This window comes from Echinicola sediminis, assembly GCF_054777495.1.
In genome coordinates this window covers 39,943-58,631 of sequence record NZ_BAAHAP010000036.1, presented here as the reverse complement: position 1 = coordinate 58,631, position 18,689 = coordinate 39,943, and the positions used below count along the sequence as shown (strand labels likewise).

The following is an 18,689-nucleotide window of genomic DNA, read 5'->3' as shown; positions in this document are numbered from 1 at the left end:
GGGAAGATCATCCAATTCTACCACCCCATTAAACTCCTCGGAGATGTTTCTGCTTTCCCACTTGAGAACCGGGTTCCCGTTCAGGATCAGTTCATATACATCTCCATCATTCTGGGAACTCAGTGCCAATTGCTTTAACCTGCTATCTTCACCGGCACCAAAATTAAAGCGGGTGCTTTCATTGGTCCGTACATAGTTTTTTCCCAAGGCAAGGCCGCCGGAAAGATTATCTCCATAAACCCCGTGCACGTTTGCATTGGAAGTTTCCACTTTCAGATCCTCTCCTTCCAACAAACCGTTCTCATCGAATTTACTCTTCAGGATATCTTCACTCTTCAGGGCCACCTTTTGCCTGGCCGATTCCACCGGCTTGCTCAATTCAGGAACTGAACCCGGCAACACGTAATAAAAAACCGTGGGAGAATAATCCACCTTTGTTTTCACCCAGTGCCACAGCTCCATATCCACATCGATGGACTTTTTGAAAGGTATGCCGTCCAACAACCTCATTCTGGCATTCACGGTAAGTCCACTGGTCAAATTCCCTTCTCCGATCGGCTGGGCAATAAAGGGGTTGGAGAATTTTTCGGGCCTGCACCAGGCATAACCATAATAATCCTCTGTTCCGGTGCCAAAGTGGGAAGGGAAATCCTCCCCATCCACATAGATTTTCTCATCCCCTTCTCCCCACCATGACTTCCAGTGACCGGGCAGTACCGGATTGTATATGGACAGCACATCCCCCACATACACTCCTTCTCCCTTCAACGTAACATAGTCAAGGTCCAAACACTGTCCTTCTCCATCCCTGCCTTTATTTCCACCCGTGGCAATCTGCTCATAAAGCTTCCAGGAGGATCCAAAATACATGCTGTTGTCCGTCCATTCGTATTCCTTAAGGTGTATATCAGCGGAGATATCTACCGGTCCATCCCCTAAATTGACGAAGGATATCTTACTGCTCTCCCTAAAGGGCATCACCCAGGAACTTTTCATTTTTCCGGATTCGGCTACCTCCGTATTCCAGGTTGCATTGGGATGGATACTGTATGAGGTTCCAAAAAATTCACCCACAGGTACCCAAACAGTCTCCTTGCCATCAAATTCTATCTTTACCACCACAGACCTCAGTGCCTGATGAAAATCATCCGCTTCCATCTGGATTTCAAGCTGCTGAATTGCTTTACCTCTTTCCTGGATTTCAAAATCCACGGTTTCTCCCGGTGGGACGTGCTGATTGGGAAACTTTTGCTCGGCCCCCTGAACGGCATTACCATTTAAAAGCTGCTTATTCACTTTTTCCACGAATCCTTTAAGAGAATCCAGTGCATTCAGTTGAAACGTTTCTACCAAGGTATTCTCCTCATAAGTCCGGTAATTAATGTTATAATAAAACAACTCTGACTTATCTTGGTCGGGATGATGGATGCCCTCACTTTCATAGGTAATTTTACAATGACGGCTATATGGTAGGGGCAGGTACAGGTTATGGCCACGGGTACCATAGCCGGTGTCTTCTGATACGGAGGCACTCAGGGGATATCCCGCAAGCGTCCCATCACTGATGACCTTAAATGCCGGGCCCTCGATTTCGGGAATGCTATCATGGTCAAAATAAAACCTCAATATTCCCTCCCCTCTCTTGTATCCCCCGCCTGTCATCCATATCCTTACCACAGCCCCTGGGCCTTCAGCATCAAACAGGACATGCTCTACCCTTCCATCCGTGGTATCGCTGCGTAAAAATTGGGTATGGTCGGCATTGGCAAACCATAAATAACTGTCCTTGGTCTCCAAACTGCTCCTTCTATCATAACTGCTGAATTGTTTGGTACTGTAGTAGGGATCAGGAAAACGTGTCAGCGCATCTTTATCCACCATTTCAGATAATAAGGACGCGGTATTGACCGGCTTTTTCTCCTGATTACAGGCAGCTGAGAAAAGGGCGATAAAAACAAGGACAAGGAATTGAGATTTCATTTCTTTCTATCTTAAGTCTGTTTTAATATTCAAACACTATAGCCGTATGACACTTGAACTCGGAAACGGTCACTTCCAATCTTCCATTGGATTCCTTAAAGGGCAATTCGTTATGCTCAGGAACCGAATACACTTTTTTGACTTTTTCCGGAAAATGGACACTTACAGGCACATTGTGCAAAGGCACCAAATCCTCGATTACCTTGGCCCGGCCCCTTTGGTGGGGAGTGCCGTAGGTCAAATGAACAACATACCGCTTTTGATCAGGTTGGTGCAAGAGGTTTATCCTTCCACTGCTTGGCATTTCCACCTGTACCAGTGGATCCTTCACCAACAAATCATAGGCATTATAAAAAAGCTGTTTATGCACCCTTGATCCCTCGCGGGCATACATATTCTCCAAGTCATGGGCAAACCAAACGACATTGCCCTTCCTGATCACTGCCGGATAGCTCGCAGCTTTGGTTTGGTACGGGGTATTGTCATGCGAGGTCCAATGTTCTACCGTCCTACTGAAATACGGCTCATAAATTTCCGCCAATACTTCGGTGCCCTCATTGACCTTCACTTTTACAGCAGATGACCTGTTCAAAAATGGAGATTGGACAAGATCATGGGAAAGATCATCAGCAACCAAGGTATAATCTACATCGTATTCACTTTCGCCCAAGTACTCGGCCCCGATATCAAAGGCCCATTTGCCCTTGTCAAAAGCTCCTTTTCCTAATACCATCAGCTTGCCCCCTTGGTCTAAGAAATGCTGCACCCGCTGTTGCTCTGCTTCTGAAAGCCTCACCCCGCTGTGCAACACAATTACTTCCAGGTCCCTCCAATCTTTGAGGTTATTGACCACCACAAAATTGATTTGCTTTTCAAGCAGTATCTGGGTCAAGGCATTATCCTGCCCCCCAAAGTTTAACCAAACGCCTGTTCTGGCCTTATGAATGGCATTCAAGGAATAATCTTCAATCTTTTCTATATAATCATAGGCAAAGCCAATATTATCATAAGTGGCTTTTTCCAGCTTGCCTGTAGGATGGAGCTGGTCCCCAAAATTGGACATTGCCCCAAAGGCCATCATATTGGCCGCCTCGTACCAAATGGCATCCTTGTGTTTGAACCCGCCAAATTCACCCCAGGCAGAATGAAACTTTCCGCTCATCGCCACTATCGGCTTACCGGTATTGGCATAGTACTTTGCCCTGACAGGAAATACATCGTATCCCGCCCAGGTGGTGGGAAGATCCTCCAAATCCTGCTTGGTATTGTACTGGTGGTACTCCTCATCCATCACTTTTTTATTGTTGATCGGAGTGGTCCAGTTATAATAAATGCTTGCATGCGGACGGTATTGCTTGATGATGGCATTGGTCTTTTGGAAATATGCATGCATCTTTTTACAATGGTGCTTCCAGGCTTCCTCCTCATCGCGCCAATCTACGCCATGGGCCGCCATATCCTTTAAGCTCCAGTCATTGTAATTGATGGAACCTACGGGAATGATATCAAACCAGAAGCCGTCCACTTCATAGTTCTTGGCAATCTCTTCTGTTTGCTTCAGCAAATGGTCCAGATAAGGCCCTTCCGGCGATAGTGTTGGCCAGCCCCAGCCAAAAGGCTCCCCAGGCTCGGATTCCCCCTCAAGTTTCCGAAATTGATCCACTCCGTCTTTCCCGGTAGAAACCCATCCGGGGTTTTCTTTGGCATCCAGTACATTCCAGCCCACCGTTACATAAGCCTGGGCTTTTACCCCTATCTCATGACAGGCTTCCAACTGCTTCCCAAAAAGGTCATCGTCCAGATTGGGATGGCGTGTCCCCACTTCGGTGTTATAATAAGACCAGCCATGGTGCCCCTTGGCAAAAATATTGATCCCGTTTACTTTGCCCTCTATTAACCTTTGCTGCCATTCCTTTTTATCAAAATCCCTTCCGATATTGTCCAGCTCTTCGGTCGTATGGAAGTCCAAATGGACTTGCCTGCTGGGCTCTTCCACCTTTTGCTGCTGGGAATACCCTATGGCGATGGAAATAAAATAAACAAAAAAGAAGTTGGTTATTTTGTGTGTTGATTTGACTGCTAATTGGCTCATTTCTTTTTTAAATTCGGCTTGTCTTATTTACGGTTCTTTGCCCAGCCCAATCCTGCAATACTCGTGGACTGGTGGTTCAGATAGTGTTGATCTTCAGGACCGCAGGAACTGATATATTCCTTGCCCTGATACTCGAATACCTCTGCGGCATGTCCAAACAGGGTGGTAAGGACATTGTTTTCATAATCAAAATGATCGGGATCATCGGACACGATGACCAAAGTCTCGGCATACCTGCGGTGGGCATAGGTAAAAAACAGGTAGTACAATCCGTTTCTTTCCACCAAATAGGGCGATTCCATCAGGGTGGCAAAGGTATTATCATTGATGCCCAAGATGGTTTCAGGAGATTCAAAGTTCTCGAAATCCTTGGTCCTAATTCTCAGCACCTGGGATTGATTCACCCCTTCATTTCCTGTGGCTACGATATGGATCCAGTACTTTCCATCCTCCCCTTTCATGATATGGGGATCCCTGGAGGATATCCATAAATCATCCGGCAAAATGGCTTCGTAGGTCCTTTCCCATTCATAGAGGTCATCCGACCAGGCCACTTCCAATCTCCTGGTATTGTCCAGTATGGTTTCCAGTACCATTACCCACCTTTCGGATTCTTCATGCCATACCACATAGGGCGCTCCCAGATATTCCGTTTTTCCGATTTCGCTCAGGGCAAAATCCTCACGCTTCCACTTCCCCAAAGGGTTGTCGGTGCTGAGGTGGCCCAAATACGGATGATAACGGTAGAGCTCCTTGCCTTCTGGCGGATAGGGATTGTTGATGCCTATCCAGTGCAGCTTTCCATTATGGTCGGTTACAAAACAATGGTCATTGGTAAACCATTTGTACTCGTCAAAGTCCTCTGAAGGTTTGGCATCAAAGGCTTTTTTGCTTTCTCCCTTGATATAGGGGATTTCAGCCCTTTCCAGAAGGGACTTTTTTTGGGCCTGGATACTTCCTGAAAGTATCAAAAGGCAAAAGACTAATGCGGTCGATTTAATCTTATTCATCATCATCGTTTTATTCCCATTCCAGTTTAGCGAGGTAAAGTCCTTTCTTATCCCAACCCGTATTGGATATGAACCAGCCTTCCTCTCCAGCATCTATCACCTCTGCAGCATGGGACTCCAAGGTGGTCACCAAGTTTTCTTTGGGGAAATCCGTGGGATCTTCAGACCAATAAACATGTGTCAGGTTATATTCCGTCATGGCAAGACAGACAAACAAATAAAACAAGCCGTCCTTATAAATGACCGTAGGGCTCTCGGCATCGCCACCCCAGTCCACCTCATAAGGCTGAACATGGGCTATTTTCGGCCCACTCCAATGGTCCGTATCAGGGCCTTTCCTTACGGCAACCACCGAGCGTAAATCCACCTCACTGAAAGTACGGGTGTAGTAGAAGTAATATTCCCCCTCATGCTTCATCACATAGGAATCACGGGCATGGCCAGGATCACTGAACAAAGGATTCAATTCATGTCTTTCCCAGTGGTGCATGTCTTTGGAAGTAGCCTTGTGCAGGGTACCCCATGAGGCATAATTCGGCGCATTGCGCTGTAAATTGCCCGCATTGTAGAACATGGTGTATTCACCGTTTTCTTCATACACATGGGGGGCCCACAAGACCCTTTCCACACCTTCTTTGGCCTCTAATGCATAGCCATGGTCTTCCCAGCCTTCCGTAAAAATTTCGCTGGAGGAAATATGGAACAATTTATCCTCTCCTGTCCAGGGATTGATGGGAGCATGCCCTATGATTCCATAAGCATGCCATTTGCCATCGGCACCTTTCACAAAACAATGGTCGTTGGTATACCAGCTGGAATCCGGCTCCGTCCGGGTCAGGTTGGGATCAAAGACATGTTTCCATTCACTGGTTATTTTGGGAACCTGAACTTTTGGACTTTCAGTTTGTTTTTTTTCTTTCCTAGCTTCCATGCACCCAAAGCTGAGGGCCAGCAAACTCATCACCAAAAAACTTCTTGCAAAACTCATAGCAAATACGATTAGTAGTAGTTGATTTTATACAATCAAATATAAAGTTAAACGTTTAACTTTCCAAACAAAAGACCTGTTTTATCAAAGCACAACGAAAGCTCTATACCTTTATAAACAAGGATAAATAAGGTAAAAACAGGATAACATAAACTATTAGTGCCATTACCGGATTTTGGGTTACCTTAAGATAATCAGCAGTAAACAAAAAAGGTGAAGCCTATGGAATACTGACCGGCTTCACCTCTAATGTTGTTTTTAAGCTATTTAAGCTTGTTCTACTGATTTTCCTTAAGGCAATACGCTGATCCTGGAATCCCCTGCAGGATCAATCAACTCCCCGGACAGCCTCATGGGAGGAAGGCTGTTTCCGGACAAGGACCGTATGTTACACTGCTTAAGTTTACCGTATTCCCAAGCGATATCCACTTGAAAGCCACCCCTGGCGATCAAACCGCTTACTTTCCCTTCCGGCCACTCCACTGGAAGGGCCGGTAAAAGGTGGATTTCTCCTTGATGGGACTGGAGCAACATTTCGGCCATAAAACCGGGGGTGGACATGGAACCATCCACCTGCATATTACCACTTTCATGCGCCATCAGGTTTTCAAATCCCACATCAGTGACCATATCGTTAAAGATCCTGGCAGCCTTTTCCCCATCACCCAATCGCGCAAAGCACCAGATCCGCAAGGTTTTGTTCCAGTTGCCTCCCATATGGGGCCATTTAGGACCATATAGGGTATGTCCTCTCATATTCAAAGACACCTCAGCCGCTTTGGCCAGTTCCGGGGTCTTAAAGCGATCTATTTGCCTGCCGGGCATCAAGGCATACATATGGGCGATATGACGGTGATGGTCCCTCGGGTTATCCATGTCCCAGGCCCATTCCTGAACCTGTCCGTATTTCCCTATGCGGAGCGGCAGCAATTGGTCCCGCTTGGAGGCTATTTCCTGGATGAAGGCAGCATCTACCCCCAATACCTTTCCGACAGCCATGACATTGGAAAACAAATCATAAACCATTTGTATATCCTGATAAGCCCCAGGTAGATTAAACCACTTACCTGCACGGGCTTCCCCGTTGGTGAGGGCGTATTTGACCGGCTTACCGTCCCTGATATCCACCCCATGCTCAGCAGATACCGTAGGGGCAATGATATATTTCCCCTCGTAAGGGACCAAATTGGCCATATAAAATTGGGCGGCCTCTTTCATGATGGGATAAGCCTCTTCTTCGAGGTATTTTTTATCCTGGGTAAACTCGTATTGGGACCAGAGGTGCTCACAGTGCCAAGCGGCGCCGCTGGGATACATTCCCCATAGCATATCCGAACCCGGTGAGGTATAGCCCCATATATTTCCGGTCGTATGGCTCACCCACCCTTCCGTGCCATAATAGGCTTTGGCCACTTTCCTTCCTGGTTCTACCAGGGTTTTTATCCAATTGATATAGGACGCATGAATTTCAGGCAAATTCAAGGGACCTGCCGTCCAGTACATTTCCTGAAGATTGATATTGCTCTGGAAATTACCATTCCATGCTGCCGTCCTGCCGGGAACCCACAGTCCTTGAAGTCCTGATGGCAAGGTAGTAGAGCGGGAAGCACTGATGAGCAAATACCTGCCCAAATTAAACAACAACACTTTCAGCCCGGCATCATCCGTCATCCCGGTTTTAAGCATTTCGTAACGCTCGTTCGTGGGCAGTTGCTCCAGCAACACATCCCCCTCCATTTCCAAGCTCACCCGATTATACAATTGGGTATAATCCCGGATATGATCTTGCTTTAACCTTTCATAGCCCTTTTTTGAGGCCTTCTTCATGACCGACTTGGTAATCGCCTTAGGATCAGCTCCGGAAAAAGGCATTTCGGGCACATAGGAAGTAGCCGCGGTGTATAAAACGGTAGCCTTCTTTGCTCCCACCACTTCAAAAAAATCACCTTTGGATACCAGCTTTCCTCCCTCATGGAGCACCTTGATGATGACATGGTATTCCTGGTGATTGCCATCAATGGCCCCGTTTACGTGGATTTCATCACCTAGGATGCTGATCTGGTTTTTCTCCTGGGTAAAGGCATGGTCGATCTCAAAGCTTAATTGTCCTTCTCCCGCTGCTTCAAAATGGAATGCCATCAACCTATCCGGATAACTGGCAAAATATTCCCTTTGATATTTATCTCCGCCTATCCGGTAACTTACTGCTCCCAAAGAACGGGAGACATCCAAAGACCGCTTATAGTCGGAGACTTCCCCCTGATCGTGGGCAAACCTAAGATACAATTGGCCGATGGAAGAAAGCGAACCAAAATCTGCATAATCCCCGACAAAATATTTGGACACCAGGCTATCTGCTTTTGGAACATTTCCATCGACGATCGCAGTTCGTATTTCTTTCAAGGATTTTCCGGCTTCCGGAATAATACCAAAATTATAGTCCGGGTTTTGCCCCGGGCCGCCAAACCACATGGTTTCTTCCGTTATGTCCAGCCTCTCCTCCTGGACTCCACCGTAAAAGGAAGCCCCCATATAACCGTTTCCCAAATGGAGGGCCTGTGTTTTCCAGTCCCCTGCGGGGTAATTGTACCAAAGAATGGAATTATAGTCTTGTGCCAACAGCAATGGGTTGATACAACCCACCAGCAGGAAGGCCATGCTCAGTGCTTTGAGCATTGGATTCATCATCCGTTGTTTTACTTTCATGGTTGCTAGAGTTATTATTTATTAAAACATTATTTTTTACATAATTCATAATTTTGGCTGCATCCTTAAAAAAATAAAATATTCTTCCAAATTCCCTTTATCGGCCTTTGGAGCATTCGGTTTTGGGACAGTTGATGGAGGCGTTAAGAAAATGAGTTAGCTCGCGAAGTGGACGAGCGAGATCCACTCATTTTTAGCCTACAGCAAATGGCACAAAATCAAATTGAGGCAAACTGTTTGTAATCGAAAACGAATTCACTCAATTTGAAGAAGGCTCCGTGGCCTAGATTTTTGGTTCTTTTCATCAATGGAAAAGAACAGAAAAACAATAAAACCCTTATAAAATTTGGTTACGTGTAACATTGCGGATACACATAAAACATTATTTTAGCACTTTCCAAACTAAAAAAAAGCAGAAGGAAATTCCTCCTGCCTTTACCGTTATAAACCCTATGAAACAATAAACCTATTTTGTAATCACGTCAAATTCTGCTATCCCTACCGCCTGGTCCTGGTTTACATTATCCAAGGCCCTGAATAAAATGTACCTGCCTTTCTCGGCCGTAGTGAAAACTTTTTCCTGCCATATCGGACTGTTCTTGATATTGGAAAACTCCCCCTCCTGCACCTTTTTCCATCGATCACCATCGACTGAAACCAATAACTCATAATTGAAAATTATTCCGGAAGACCAACGGTTCTGGTCCGGCAAATACTTGAACCCTGCAATTTCCTGGACCTTGCCCAAATCAATTTTCAATTCAAACGGAAGCTTTTCCACCTCAGGATGCCAAACACTATGGCTGTCCCCATCCAAAATTTTCCGGTAATCCTCTTCCTTTGCATCCAGCACTCGCCATTCTTTTTTGGAAACGTCAAACTTCTCTATGGCAACGGGACTTTTTTTGCCCGACTCGGAATCTACGGCAATTGCCCGGATCTCCACTTTTTCATCGTGAACGAAAGTCCCTGTATATTTAAGACTCCCTTCATTCGGCTCGGTGCCGTCCAGTGTATAATAGATACTAAGTTCATTGTCCACACTTTCTATCGTCACCAAGCCCTCCTGGTTTCTGCTAACCTTTGGTTTGCCCATCACTTTGGGCGCATTGTACAAGCCTACTTTTGATATCACTGGGCTGGACTCGCTCTTCACAAAGTTTACCTTCACCTTTTGGGTGCTTAGACTCGGAAATCGCAAGATCCTTTTGTAACCGATGGTGGTTTCCTCTGCTACCTTTTTCCACTCCCCGTTTTCATCCTCAACCAGCAATTCAAAGGCCTCGACCCTCTGACCTAGTTCTATATATTCCTGAATCAGAAAGCGGTTGATGGTGGTAGGGCGGTCAAAGCTCAAGGTAAATGAAGGAGTGTCATCTTCATCTGCCGCTACCCAAAACACTTCCCTGTTTCCGGTCAACAGATTATCAATGGGATAATCACCCCTTTCGCTGCTTGCAGATACCTCTGCATCCAAGGCCAAATCCGTTTCAAAATCCTTTTTGATCACTTCGGCCATTTCCAGCACGTTCTGTTCGTCGATTTCATGCACCTGTCCCGTTTTGTCCACGGCAAAATTCAACAGTAAAGTCGCATTTCGGCCAACCGATTGATAATAGATATCCAACAGCTCTGGAACGGATTTTACCTTATGATCCTCTGAACTGTGATAGAACCAACCCGGCCTTACCGAAACATCCACTTCCGCAGGGACCCAATAATCACCATCTTCATGACCATACCTTAATTGTTCATAATGCGGCCACCCTGGCCATACTTCATCCCTTCTTAAGGTACTCCAGTTGGTTTCACCTACCCAGCCTTCTTCGGTGCCGCACCATCTTACATCAGGCCCGGCATCACTGAACAAAACCGCATTGGGCTGCAGTTCTCTCACGATCTTATAGGTATTCGGCCAATCATAATAGGTCTTTCGGTCTACATTCCGGTTTTCATTGGCTCCTCCATAATAACCAGACCCTCCGTTTGCCCCATCAAACCAGACTTCAAAAACTTCCCCGTAATTGGTCAAGAGTTCCCTTAACTGGTCACGGAAATAGGTTATGTACTCGGGAGAACCATAAGCTGCATGGTTTCTGTCCCATGGAGAAAGATATACCCCAAACTTAAGATCATACTTCTTGCAGGCCTCAGACAGCTCCCTTATCAGATCTCCCTGGCCATCTTTCCATGGGGAATTCTTGACCGAATAATCGGTATATGCTGAGGGCCATAAACAAAAGCCATCATGGTGCTTGGCCGTAATGATCACTCCCTGCAGCCCGGCATCCTTGAATACCCGGCACCATTGTTCCACATCCAGATCACTGGGATCAAACACCGAGGCAGGGGTATCTCCGTATCCCCACTCTATGTCCGTAAAGGTATTGAGCCCGAAATGGACAAAAGCATAGGTTTCCATTTGCTGCCATGCCATTTGTCGCTCAGAGGGTACTGGTCCCACCGGCTCCAAAGGGGCATCATTATTTTTGCAGGAACTTAAAACCAGTAAGGCAAAAATTAAACGTTTAATCATATTCTGGTATTTTAACATTATTTTAGGTAAGTGTTAACTCAGCAACTAAAGCTTGATTTCCAACGTATCATTCTCGGATAAGGTAATGGTCTCTGAGAAAGAAAGACTCAGGCCATCCGAAGAGGTGGAATTACGTACTCCGGTGATTTCCTCGCCGTTCAGCATCACTTTTGCTGTTCCTCCTGCTTTGGAACCTACGGAAATATGATCCAAGCTTAACTGTCCATATTTTACTTCCAAACTAAATTTGTCTGCTCCGTTTGAAAGGTGCTGGCGGAACGTTCCCCAGGAACCGCCGGTAATGAAAGCAGCAGAGAAATCATTTGCATTGATTTTGGGGTCGAATTTTATTTCCTTTTGGGGGCCGTTATAATAAAAACCGGTGGCTGCCACAAAGGGGGCATAGCCGCTCATGGCCCGGGTATAGTGGTTGCCATACTCCACTTCATTATAGGGATTCCTTTTTTCCGCACTGTAGCGATCTTCTATGGCTTTAAGCACCTTCATCCCCTCTTCCACCATTCCAAAATGGATCAAGGTAGCTGCCAGTTGGTGTTCCTGCCCGGTCCAGAATTCACTGAAATATCCCACCACTAATTTTTCCCAGTCATTGTTTATTTTTCCGGGGGCAATTTCACTTCCTCCTTTTGGGAAAGCCACCATCACCAAGCCTTTATCATCCCGGTCACCGTAATAGCGTTGCACAGGGATGGATGCCGTATCCAGGTAGTTACCGTAATCTTCCACGAAATTGTATTTCATGATGGACTTCAGGGATGCTTCTATGGTGTTTTCAGGAACAATCTCCCCTAATCCCAACTGTGAGGCCCAGTATTGTCCCAAGAGCTGATCAATATGTGAGCCGACATTACTATTGGGCGCATCCAGGTGATTGGCATCCAATTCTTGGATATAATATTCTCCGTTGAATAATTCCTTCGGCATAGTAGTGTAGCCCTTTTTGTACACCTCTTTGCATTTTCTGGCAAATCTCTTATCCCCAGCTACCAAGGCCATCTCCTCACCTGCTCTCAGGGTGGCCAGATATAAACCGCTCATCCAGGGAATTTTACCGTACCAGATCCGATCAAGGGTATTGTACTGTGAACCTTCCAAAACCCCATCAAACCTGCCTTTGGAATCCATGTCCTTTTCCATAAGGGCCTCGATTGATTTTTTGATCTTGGTCCAGTTATGGGTAACAAAGTCAGTGCTATTATGGCTAAGATGCTCCCTGTACATCCTTAGAATGGTGCCTGCCTGTCCATCTACAGCGAATCCGCGCCCTTCATGGTGACCAGATTTACTGAACTCTCCCCGGTAACCGATCACCCCATCCTTTTCATTGAAAGAAATACCTAAGTCCGTCTGCTCCCTCAACTGCCGGGCCATGTTCGGGAAAACCCTCCCCAAAGCCTGCTCATAATGGAACACATGCGTACAGGTTCCTTCTCCCAGATAAACCCCTTCATAGGTATATAGCCTTCCATCTTGAAGCTTGGAATCGGAAAGGTCGGTAAACCTAACCGTTGCGGTAGTGGCAAGGGTACTAACATTGGCAAAGGTTCTGTCCAAAAACCATTTGGGCAATGAAGCATCGTACCAGGTTTCGTTCCATTGTCTGGTCTGATCTTCCAACCTGGGGTTTTCCACCAGGTATTGGGCAACCTCATGGGCATCATCAAATTGTTTGCTGTAATAATGCCTCAAATTTTCTATATCCATCCAATGATGTCTCCAGTCCCACAAATGGACATTGGGGAAATACCAAGAAAGGAGGAATTTCACCTTCCTTGACTCTTGGGCTTGAAGTGTAAATTCCTGCTTCACGGCACCTACCAATTTCTCCGTGTTGGAAACCTGGGCACTTTCCTCTGCCTTTCCCTCTGAATATACCGGAAAACCTTTGATCATTTTCGCATTCGGGATGGCAACACCATCTCCCAAAACGGCAAGGTTCATATTGCCCCCATCTGGCAAATCCTCCCCATAATCCCCCGAAAGGAATACACTTACAAGCGATTCATTTTTCCTGGAATAATTCACCAATTCCCCTTTGCTATCGCCGGTATTCACTTTGCCCACCATATTTTCCAGCCAACCGTACATGCCAATCTCCACCTCGTGGTCTGAAGTATTCTTGACCTCATATTCCATGACTATCAGTGGCAGTCCGGAATCGTCAAAATTTGTGGGAATAAATGGACTGTAGCTCGTTAAAGCGATATCCACAGGTAGTATTTCATCTTTATAGCTTACTTTGCCTACGGGATATTCACCCGTAAATTCGATCTCGTTGAATCCTGTAGCATTGATGTTTCTGACATACTCCCTGCCCATACTTTTGATCTTGATACCAAATCCATTATCGAAAAATTGGTCGGGCTTAAGGGGATTCAGGAAGTAACGGTCTCCCGGTCCTCCCGGATGGATTCTTGCTACATTAAAAATGTCCCAATACCATAGCTGCCCGTCCTCTCCCAGGTACACCTGGCCAGCAGCTAATCCGCCAACAGGCATACCGGTATAGTGGTGTTGTCCCTTACCGAGGGTGCAAAGACCAATAAGGAAAGCAACTACTAAACTTATCTTTTTATTCAACAGTAACATATTGTATTATGAATTTTTGACCAAATGCTTTTATATCACTCGACTACTATTGTAGAGGTACCCTGAAGTGCTGCAAAATCCATCACAAAGAACCTGCGTTGATCAGCGAGCTCTGCAGCAAACACTTTGTGATTTTTAAAGCTACTGGCATAATTGCGTACAATCATGTATGAATTGATGCAAACATCTGGATGTAAATATATGTTAAACGTTTAACATTCCAAAAACTTTTTGTATATTTAAGGATAACCATTAATTAAAAACTTCATTTAGTTTCTTTTTATCTATTAATTCCACAAAGTATACATAGGTAAAAAATGAAAATACCGATAAGCTTGGACGATCTATACGATTGGCCTTAACCGTTTCACATATTTCAGTTATATTTCGAATCAAAAAAATAGGAGAATGAATAAAAAGGTTGGATTAAAGGACATTGCTAAAGCGGTGGGCGTCTCAGTAGCAGCGGTTTCTTATGTGCTAAGCAAGGGAGAAGAAAATAGAGTAAGCCCAGAGATGGCGAAGAAAATCAAGGAAACCGCCAAGTCATTGAACTATCGCCCCAATATTCTGGCCAAGAGCTTAAAAATGGGTAAGTCCATGAGTATCGGCTTGATCGTGGCAGATATTTCCAATCCATTCTTTTCACATATAGCGCGGATCATTGAAGACGAAGCCAAGAAACACAACTATACCGTAATTTTCGGAAGTTCGGATGAAAATAAAGAAAAATCAGATGACCTGATCAATTTTCTGCTGAACAGACAGGTAGACGGCTTTATCATCGCGCCGGTAGAGGAAACAGAAGAACAGATCGAGAAGCTACTGGACAATAACGTCCCTTTGGTGCTTATTGACAGGTCTTTCCCAAAACTTCCGACCAACCATGTAATCATCGACAACAATAAAGCAGCCTATGAGGCCGTCAGCCGCTTAGTTTCCACAGGGCATCAGCGGGTGGGCATTATATCCTATAGCCAAAAGCTCAACCATATGAAAGAACGGGCCAATGGTTACAAGCAAGCCCTTAAAGACAATGGGATACACCCGAAGAAGGCCTGGATCAACGAGATCAACTATAATAATATGGACAAGGAAATCGCAGCGGCCATAGATAAGCTGCTGGTAAAGTCAAAAGAAGTCGATGCCTTGTTTTTTGCCACCAATACCCTGGCCATACAAAGCCTAAAATACATCGATAAAATCGGGTTAAGGGTCCCGGATGATGTCGCAGTAATCAGTTTTGACCAAGGCGATGCCTTTGATTTTTATTATTGCCCGATGACCCATATCAAGCAGCCCTTACAACAAATGGGGAAAAGTGCGGTCAACGTCTTATTGGAAAAAATGGAAAACAATAAGGGGCTTACCCAAATTTCCCTTGAAGCTGATCTGGTGATAAAATCCTCCTGCAAATAGAGGCCACAAAAGAAAGAGTTCGGGAATGGATAGCATCATTACATCAACTCCTGTGCAAGGAATTTCAAACCAAAAGGAATCTATCTAGCGAATTAAAAAAACAAATGAATTATAAATTTAAAATCCTTTTATTTGCTATGTTAAACGTTTAACTTTATTATTGTGATTTAAATGCATTAAGGATAAGCCCAAAATGAAAAAACACCTCGCCATTATAGCCATGACCACAAATTTAATCTTTAACAATGCCTGTTCCGACAAACAGCAGCAAAGCCAGGATTCCGGGGAGCAGCCCCATAATTTTTTACAGGACAAAACCTTCCTGGAAAAACACGATCCAAATCTGGTCGTACTGAGCACAGCGGACAGAAAGGCCCAGTTGCTGGTATCCCCCAAATACCAGGGAAAAGTCTTTACCTCAACGGCTGAAGGAGAGCAGGGAAAAAGCTTCGGATGGATCAACTATAAAGCATTTGACGGGCCGTTAGACCCTCATATGAATGCTTATGGAGGGGAAAGCCGTATGTGGCTAGGACCGGAAGGGAATTCCTACTCACTCTATTTCCAGGCCGGAAAGCAAATGGAATTTGAAAACTGGCACACCCCTGCGGCCATTGACCATGAGCCCTGGGAATTGATACAGTCCAGTGCCAGGGAAGTTTCCATGTCCAAATCCACAAGCATCAAAAACTATCAGGATACCGAATTCCAACTGAAATTACAGCGGAAAGTTATCCTTTTGGAGCAGGAAGAGATTCTGGAGAAAACCCGCCTGACAGCCGATATTTCCGCCCTCAACATGATCGGCTACGAAACCGTCAATTCCATTCAGAATACCGGGGACTTTCCCTGGACGCCGGAAACCGGTGCTCCCTGCATCTGGGTTTTGGATATGTTCAGGCCCAGTCCTGAAACCACCATTATCCTACCGCTGAAACCTACCGGTTCCAAAGAAGGACTGACCACCGACTACTTCGGGGAAATTCCCTCGGAAAGAATTTCCATCAACGACCAATACCTTTTCCTACAAGCCGACGGCCTGAGCAGGGGTAAGGTCGGCGTATCCCCTGAAAGGGCCCTTCCTATGGCCGCCAGCTATGATCCTGCCCACAAGGTGCTGACCATTACCACATTTAACCTATCCCCGGAACTGCCCTACCTCAACCAGGAGTGGAATACCGATACAGATCCGTTCAAAGGGGATGCCGTCAACGCCTATAATGACGGACCATTGGAGGACGGAAGCCAGATGGGACCTTTTTACGAGCTGGAGAGTGTCTCCCCAGCGGCTTTTCTTTCTCCCGGCCAAGGCATGGAGCATTTCCATAATGTATACCACTTCACGGGTGACACCGCTTCCCTGGAAGCCATCACCCGGCAATTGTTGGGGATTTCCATTGAAGAAATCAACCAGGTATTTTAAGCCGCTACCTAACAAATGGAAAACAACTTTACCAGAACAGTTAAACGATAAACAAAACAATAGATTTATGACATATCCAAAGGTCGGCATACGGCCCATCATTGACGGAAGACTAGGCGGGGTACGCGAATCCCTGGAAGAGACCACCATGGAACTGGCCAGGACAGTGGCCTCACTGCTCTCGTCTACCCTAAAATATCCCGACGGCAGCCCTTTTGAGTGCGTCATCGCTGATTCCTGCATCGGCGGGGTCAGGGAAGCCATCGAATGCGGCAAAAAATTCGAGGCCGAAAATGTAGGGGTGTCCCTATCGGTCACCCCCTGCTGGTGCTATGGTACCGAGACCATCGACACCAACCCCTTCCTGCCCAAGGCCATCTGGGGCTTCAACGGCACCGAAAGGCCCGGCGCGGTCTACCTGGCTGCGGCACTTGCAGGCCACAACCAAAAAGGGCTTCCCGCATTTGGCATCTATGGCAGGGATGTACAGGATATCGGCGACACCTCCATACCCAAGGACATCAGCGAAAAGCTCCTGAAGTTTGCCAAGGCCGGTATGGCGGCGGCCATCATGAGGGAAAAGACCTACCTGTCCATCGGCTCGGTGTCCATGGGCATTGCCGGTTCCATGGTCGATGCCGATTTCTTCCAGAACTTCCTGGGCATGCGCGTGGAAAACGTCGACTCCACAGAGATCATGCGGCGCATAGAAAAGAACATCTTTGACCAGGAAGAATACCGCAAAGCACTGGAATGGACAAAGTCCAACTGCAAGGAAGGCAAGGACTACAACCCCGAAGAAAAACAGCGCTCGGCCGAACAAAAGGAAAAGGACTGGGAATTTGTGGTTAAGATGACCCTGATCATCCGTGACCTGATGGAGGGCAACGATAAACTCAAAGAGCTGGGCCACGGTGAAGAAGCCCACGGACACTATGCCCTGCTGGCCGGTTTCCAGGGGCAGCGCCAATGGACCGACTTCCTGCCCAACGGGGATTTTCCCGAGGCCATCCTCAACTCCTCCTTCGACTGGAACGGCATCAGAAAGCCCTATACCGTTGCCACTGAAAACGACTCCCTCAACGGAGTGTCCATGCTGATGGGACAGCTCCTGACCAATACCGCCCAGATATTTGCCGATGTCCGTACTTACTGGAGCCCCGAGGCCACCGAAAGGGTATCAGGCTGGAAGCCCAGCGGACTTGCCGAAAACGGCTTTATCCATTTGATCAATTCAGGCTCCTGTACCCTAGACGGCACGGGAAAACAGCGTAAGGACGGAAAGCCCGCCCTGAAGCCCTTCTGGGAAATCACCCAGGAAGAGGTGGACAGTTCGCTGGAGGCCACCAAATGGCACCCTGCCAATGTGGGCTACTTCAGGGGCGGGGGATTCTCTTCCTGCTTCCTTTCCGAAGGCGGCATGGAAGTGACCATGAGCAGGATCAACCTGGTCAAAGGACTCGGGCCCGTACTGCAGATTGCAGAAGGATGGACCATAGACATTCCAGAAGAGGTCCACCAAACCCTCAACGAGCGTACAGATCCTTCCTGGCCGACCACCTGGTTCGTTCCCAAGCTCACCGAGGACGCCCCCTTCAAAGATGTCTATTCGGTCATGCTCAACTGGGGCTCCAACCACGGTGCCATTTCCTATGGCCATATAGGGGATGAACTCATCACCCTGGCCTCCATACTTAGAATACCCGTCTGCATGCACAATGTGGAACAGGAAAGGATATTCCGGCCCTCTGCATGGAACTCCTTCGGCATGGACAAGGAGCAGTCAGATTACCAGGCCTGTAGGACCTACGGCCCTTTATATAAATAGTTAAGATAACCAACCACACATCCAAAACAACCCGTCCCCTGCCCCCTTTGGGTGTGGGGGACATTCAAAGCTGACAATATGCCTTCTGTACTGACAA

The 18,689-nt window shown here is 46.5% G+C and carries 10 protein-coding genes; 3 read left to right on the top strand and 7 right to left on the bottom strand.

Going from position 1 to position 18,689, the window contains the following annotated elements:
- From ACYVAA_RS11210 to ACYVAA_RS11180, 7 genes are all read right to left on the bottom strand, one after another.
- On the bottom strand, positions 1-1,980 hold a 1,980-nt coding region (locus ACYVAA_RS11210; RefSeq protein WP_460541614.1), incomplete at its 3' end, for a glycoside hydrolase family 172 protein.
- A 22-nt stretch (positions 1,981-2,002) separates the two neighbouring features.
- A complete protein-coding gene (locus ACYVAA_RS11205) occupies positions 2,003-4,072 on the bottom strand; it encodes a hypothetical protein (protein WP_460541612.1) in 2,070 nt (689 codons plus the stop codon).
- Between the two features lie 23 nt (positions 4,073-4,095).
- Positions 4,096-5,088 carry a hypothetical protein gene (locus tag ACYVAA_RS11200; protein ID WP_460541610.1) on the bottom strand — a complete coding sequence of 331 codons (993 nt, stop codon included), beginning with the start codon at positions 5,086-5,088 and terminating at the stop codon, positions 4,096-4,098.
- A 4-nt stretch (positions 5,089-5,092) separates the two neighbouring features.
- Positions 5,093-6,070 (bottom strand): glycoside hydrolase family protein, encoded by a 978-nt coding sequence (locus ACYVAA_RS11195; RefSeq protein WP_460541608.1) that lies wholly within the window; start codon positions 6,068-6,070, stop codon positions 5,093-5,095.
- A 291-nt stretch (positions 6,071-6,361) separates the two neighbouring features.
- Positions 6,362-8,776, bottom strand: coding sequence for a glycoside hydrolase family 95 protein (locus ACYVAA_RS11190; RefSeq protein ID WP_460541606.1), 2,415 nt, complete (start codon positions 8,774-8,776; stop codon positions 6,362-6,364).
- A gap of 466 nt (positions 8,777-9,242) precedes the next feature.
- On the bottom strand, positions 9,243-11,312 hold the full coding sequence (locus ACYVAA_RS11185) for an alpha-L-fucosidase (RefSeq protein WP_460541604.1): 2,070 nt from the start codon (positions 11,310-11,312) through the stop codon (positions 9,243-9,245).
- A gap of 45 nt (positions 11,313-11,357) precedes the next feature.
- Complete coding sequence (locus tag ACYVAA_RS11180; protein WP_460541602.1) at positions 11,358-13,922, bottom strand: GH116 family glycosyl-hydrolase; 2,565 nt, start codon at positions 13,920-13,922, stop codon at positions 11,358-11,360.
- 408 nt (positions 13,923-14,330) lie between these two features.
- Here ACYVAA_RS11180 and ACYVAA_RS11175 point away from each other — a divergent pair, with 408 nt between their 5' ends.
- From ACYVAA_RS11175 to ACYVAA_RS11165, 3 genes are all read left to right on the top strand, one after another.
- Entirely contained in the window at positions 14,331-15,341 is a 1,011-nt protein-coding gene (locus ACYVAA_RS11175) for a LacI family DNA-binding transcriptional regulator (protein WP_460541600.1), read from the top strand.
- A gap of 193 nt (positions 15,342-15,534) precedes the next feature.
- Positions 15,535-16,764 carry a DUF6786 family protein gene (locus ACYVAA_RS11170; RefSeq protein WP_460541598.1) on the top strand — a complete coding sequence of 410 codons (1,230 nt, stop codon included), beginning with the start codon at positions 15,535-15,537 and terminating at the stop codon, positions 16,762-16,764.
- A gap of 67 nt (positions 16,765-16,831) precedes the next feature.
- Positions 16,832-18,592 (top strand): L-fucose isomerase, encoded by a 1,761-nt coding sequence (locus ACYVAA_RS11165; protein WP_460541596.1) that lies wholly within the window; start codon positions 16,832-16,834, stop codon positions 18,590-18,592.
- Positions 18,593-18,689 lie beyond the last annotated feature (97 nt).

What these genes read in the sequence shown, in the direction of transcription:
- ACYVAA_RS11205 (WP_460541612.1), bottom strand. Translation starts at nt 4,072, where the DNA reads ATGAGCCAATTAGCAGTCAAATCAACACACAAAATAACCAACTTCTTT.
- ACYVAA_RS11200 (WP_460541610.1), bottom strand. Translation starts at nt 5,088, where the DNA reads ATGATGATGAATAAGATTAAATCGACCGCATTAGTCTTTTGCCTTTTG.
- ACYVAA_RS11195 (WP_460541608.1), bottom strand. Translation starts at nt 6,070, where the DNA reads ATGAGTTTTGCAAGAAGTTTTTTGGTGATGAGTTTGCTGGCCCTCAGC.
- ACYVAA_RS11190 (WP_460541606.1), bottom strand. Translation starts at nt 8,776, where the DNA reads ATGAAAGTAAAACAACGGATGATGAATCCAATGCTCAAAGCACTGAGC.
- ACYVAA_RS11185 (WP_460541604.1), bottom strand. Translation starts at nt 11,312, where the DNA reads ATGATTAAACGTTTAATTTTTGCCTTACTGGTTTTAAGTTCCTGCAAA.
- ACYVAA_RS11180 (WP_460541602.1), bottom strand. Translation starts at nt 13,922, where the DNA reads ATGTTACTGTTGAATAAAAAGATAAGTTTAGTAGTTGCTTTCCTTATT.
- ACYVAA_RS11175 (WP_460541600.1), top strand. Translation starts at nt 14,331, where the DNA reads ATGAATAAAAAGGTTGGATTAAAGGACATTGCTAAAGCGGTGGGCGTC.
- ACYVAA_RS11170 (WP_460541598.1), top strand. Translation starts at nt 15,535, where the DNA reads ATGAAAAAACACCTCGCCATTATAGCCATGACCACAAATTTAATCTTT.
- ACYVAA_RS11165 (WP_460541596.1), top strand. Translation starts at nt 16,832, where the DNA reads ATGACATATCCAAAGGTCGGCATACGGCCCATCATTGACGGAAGACTA.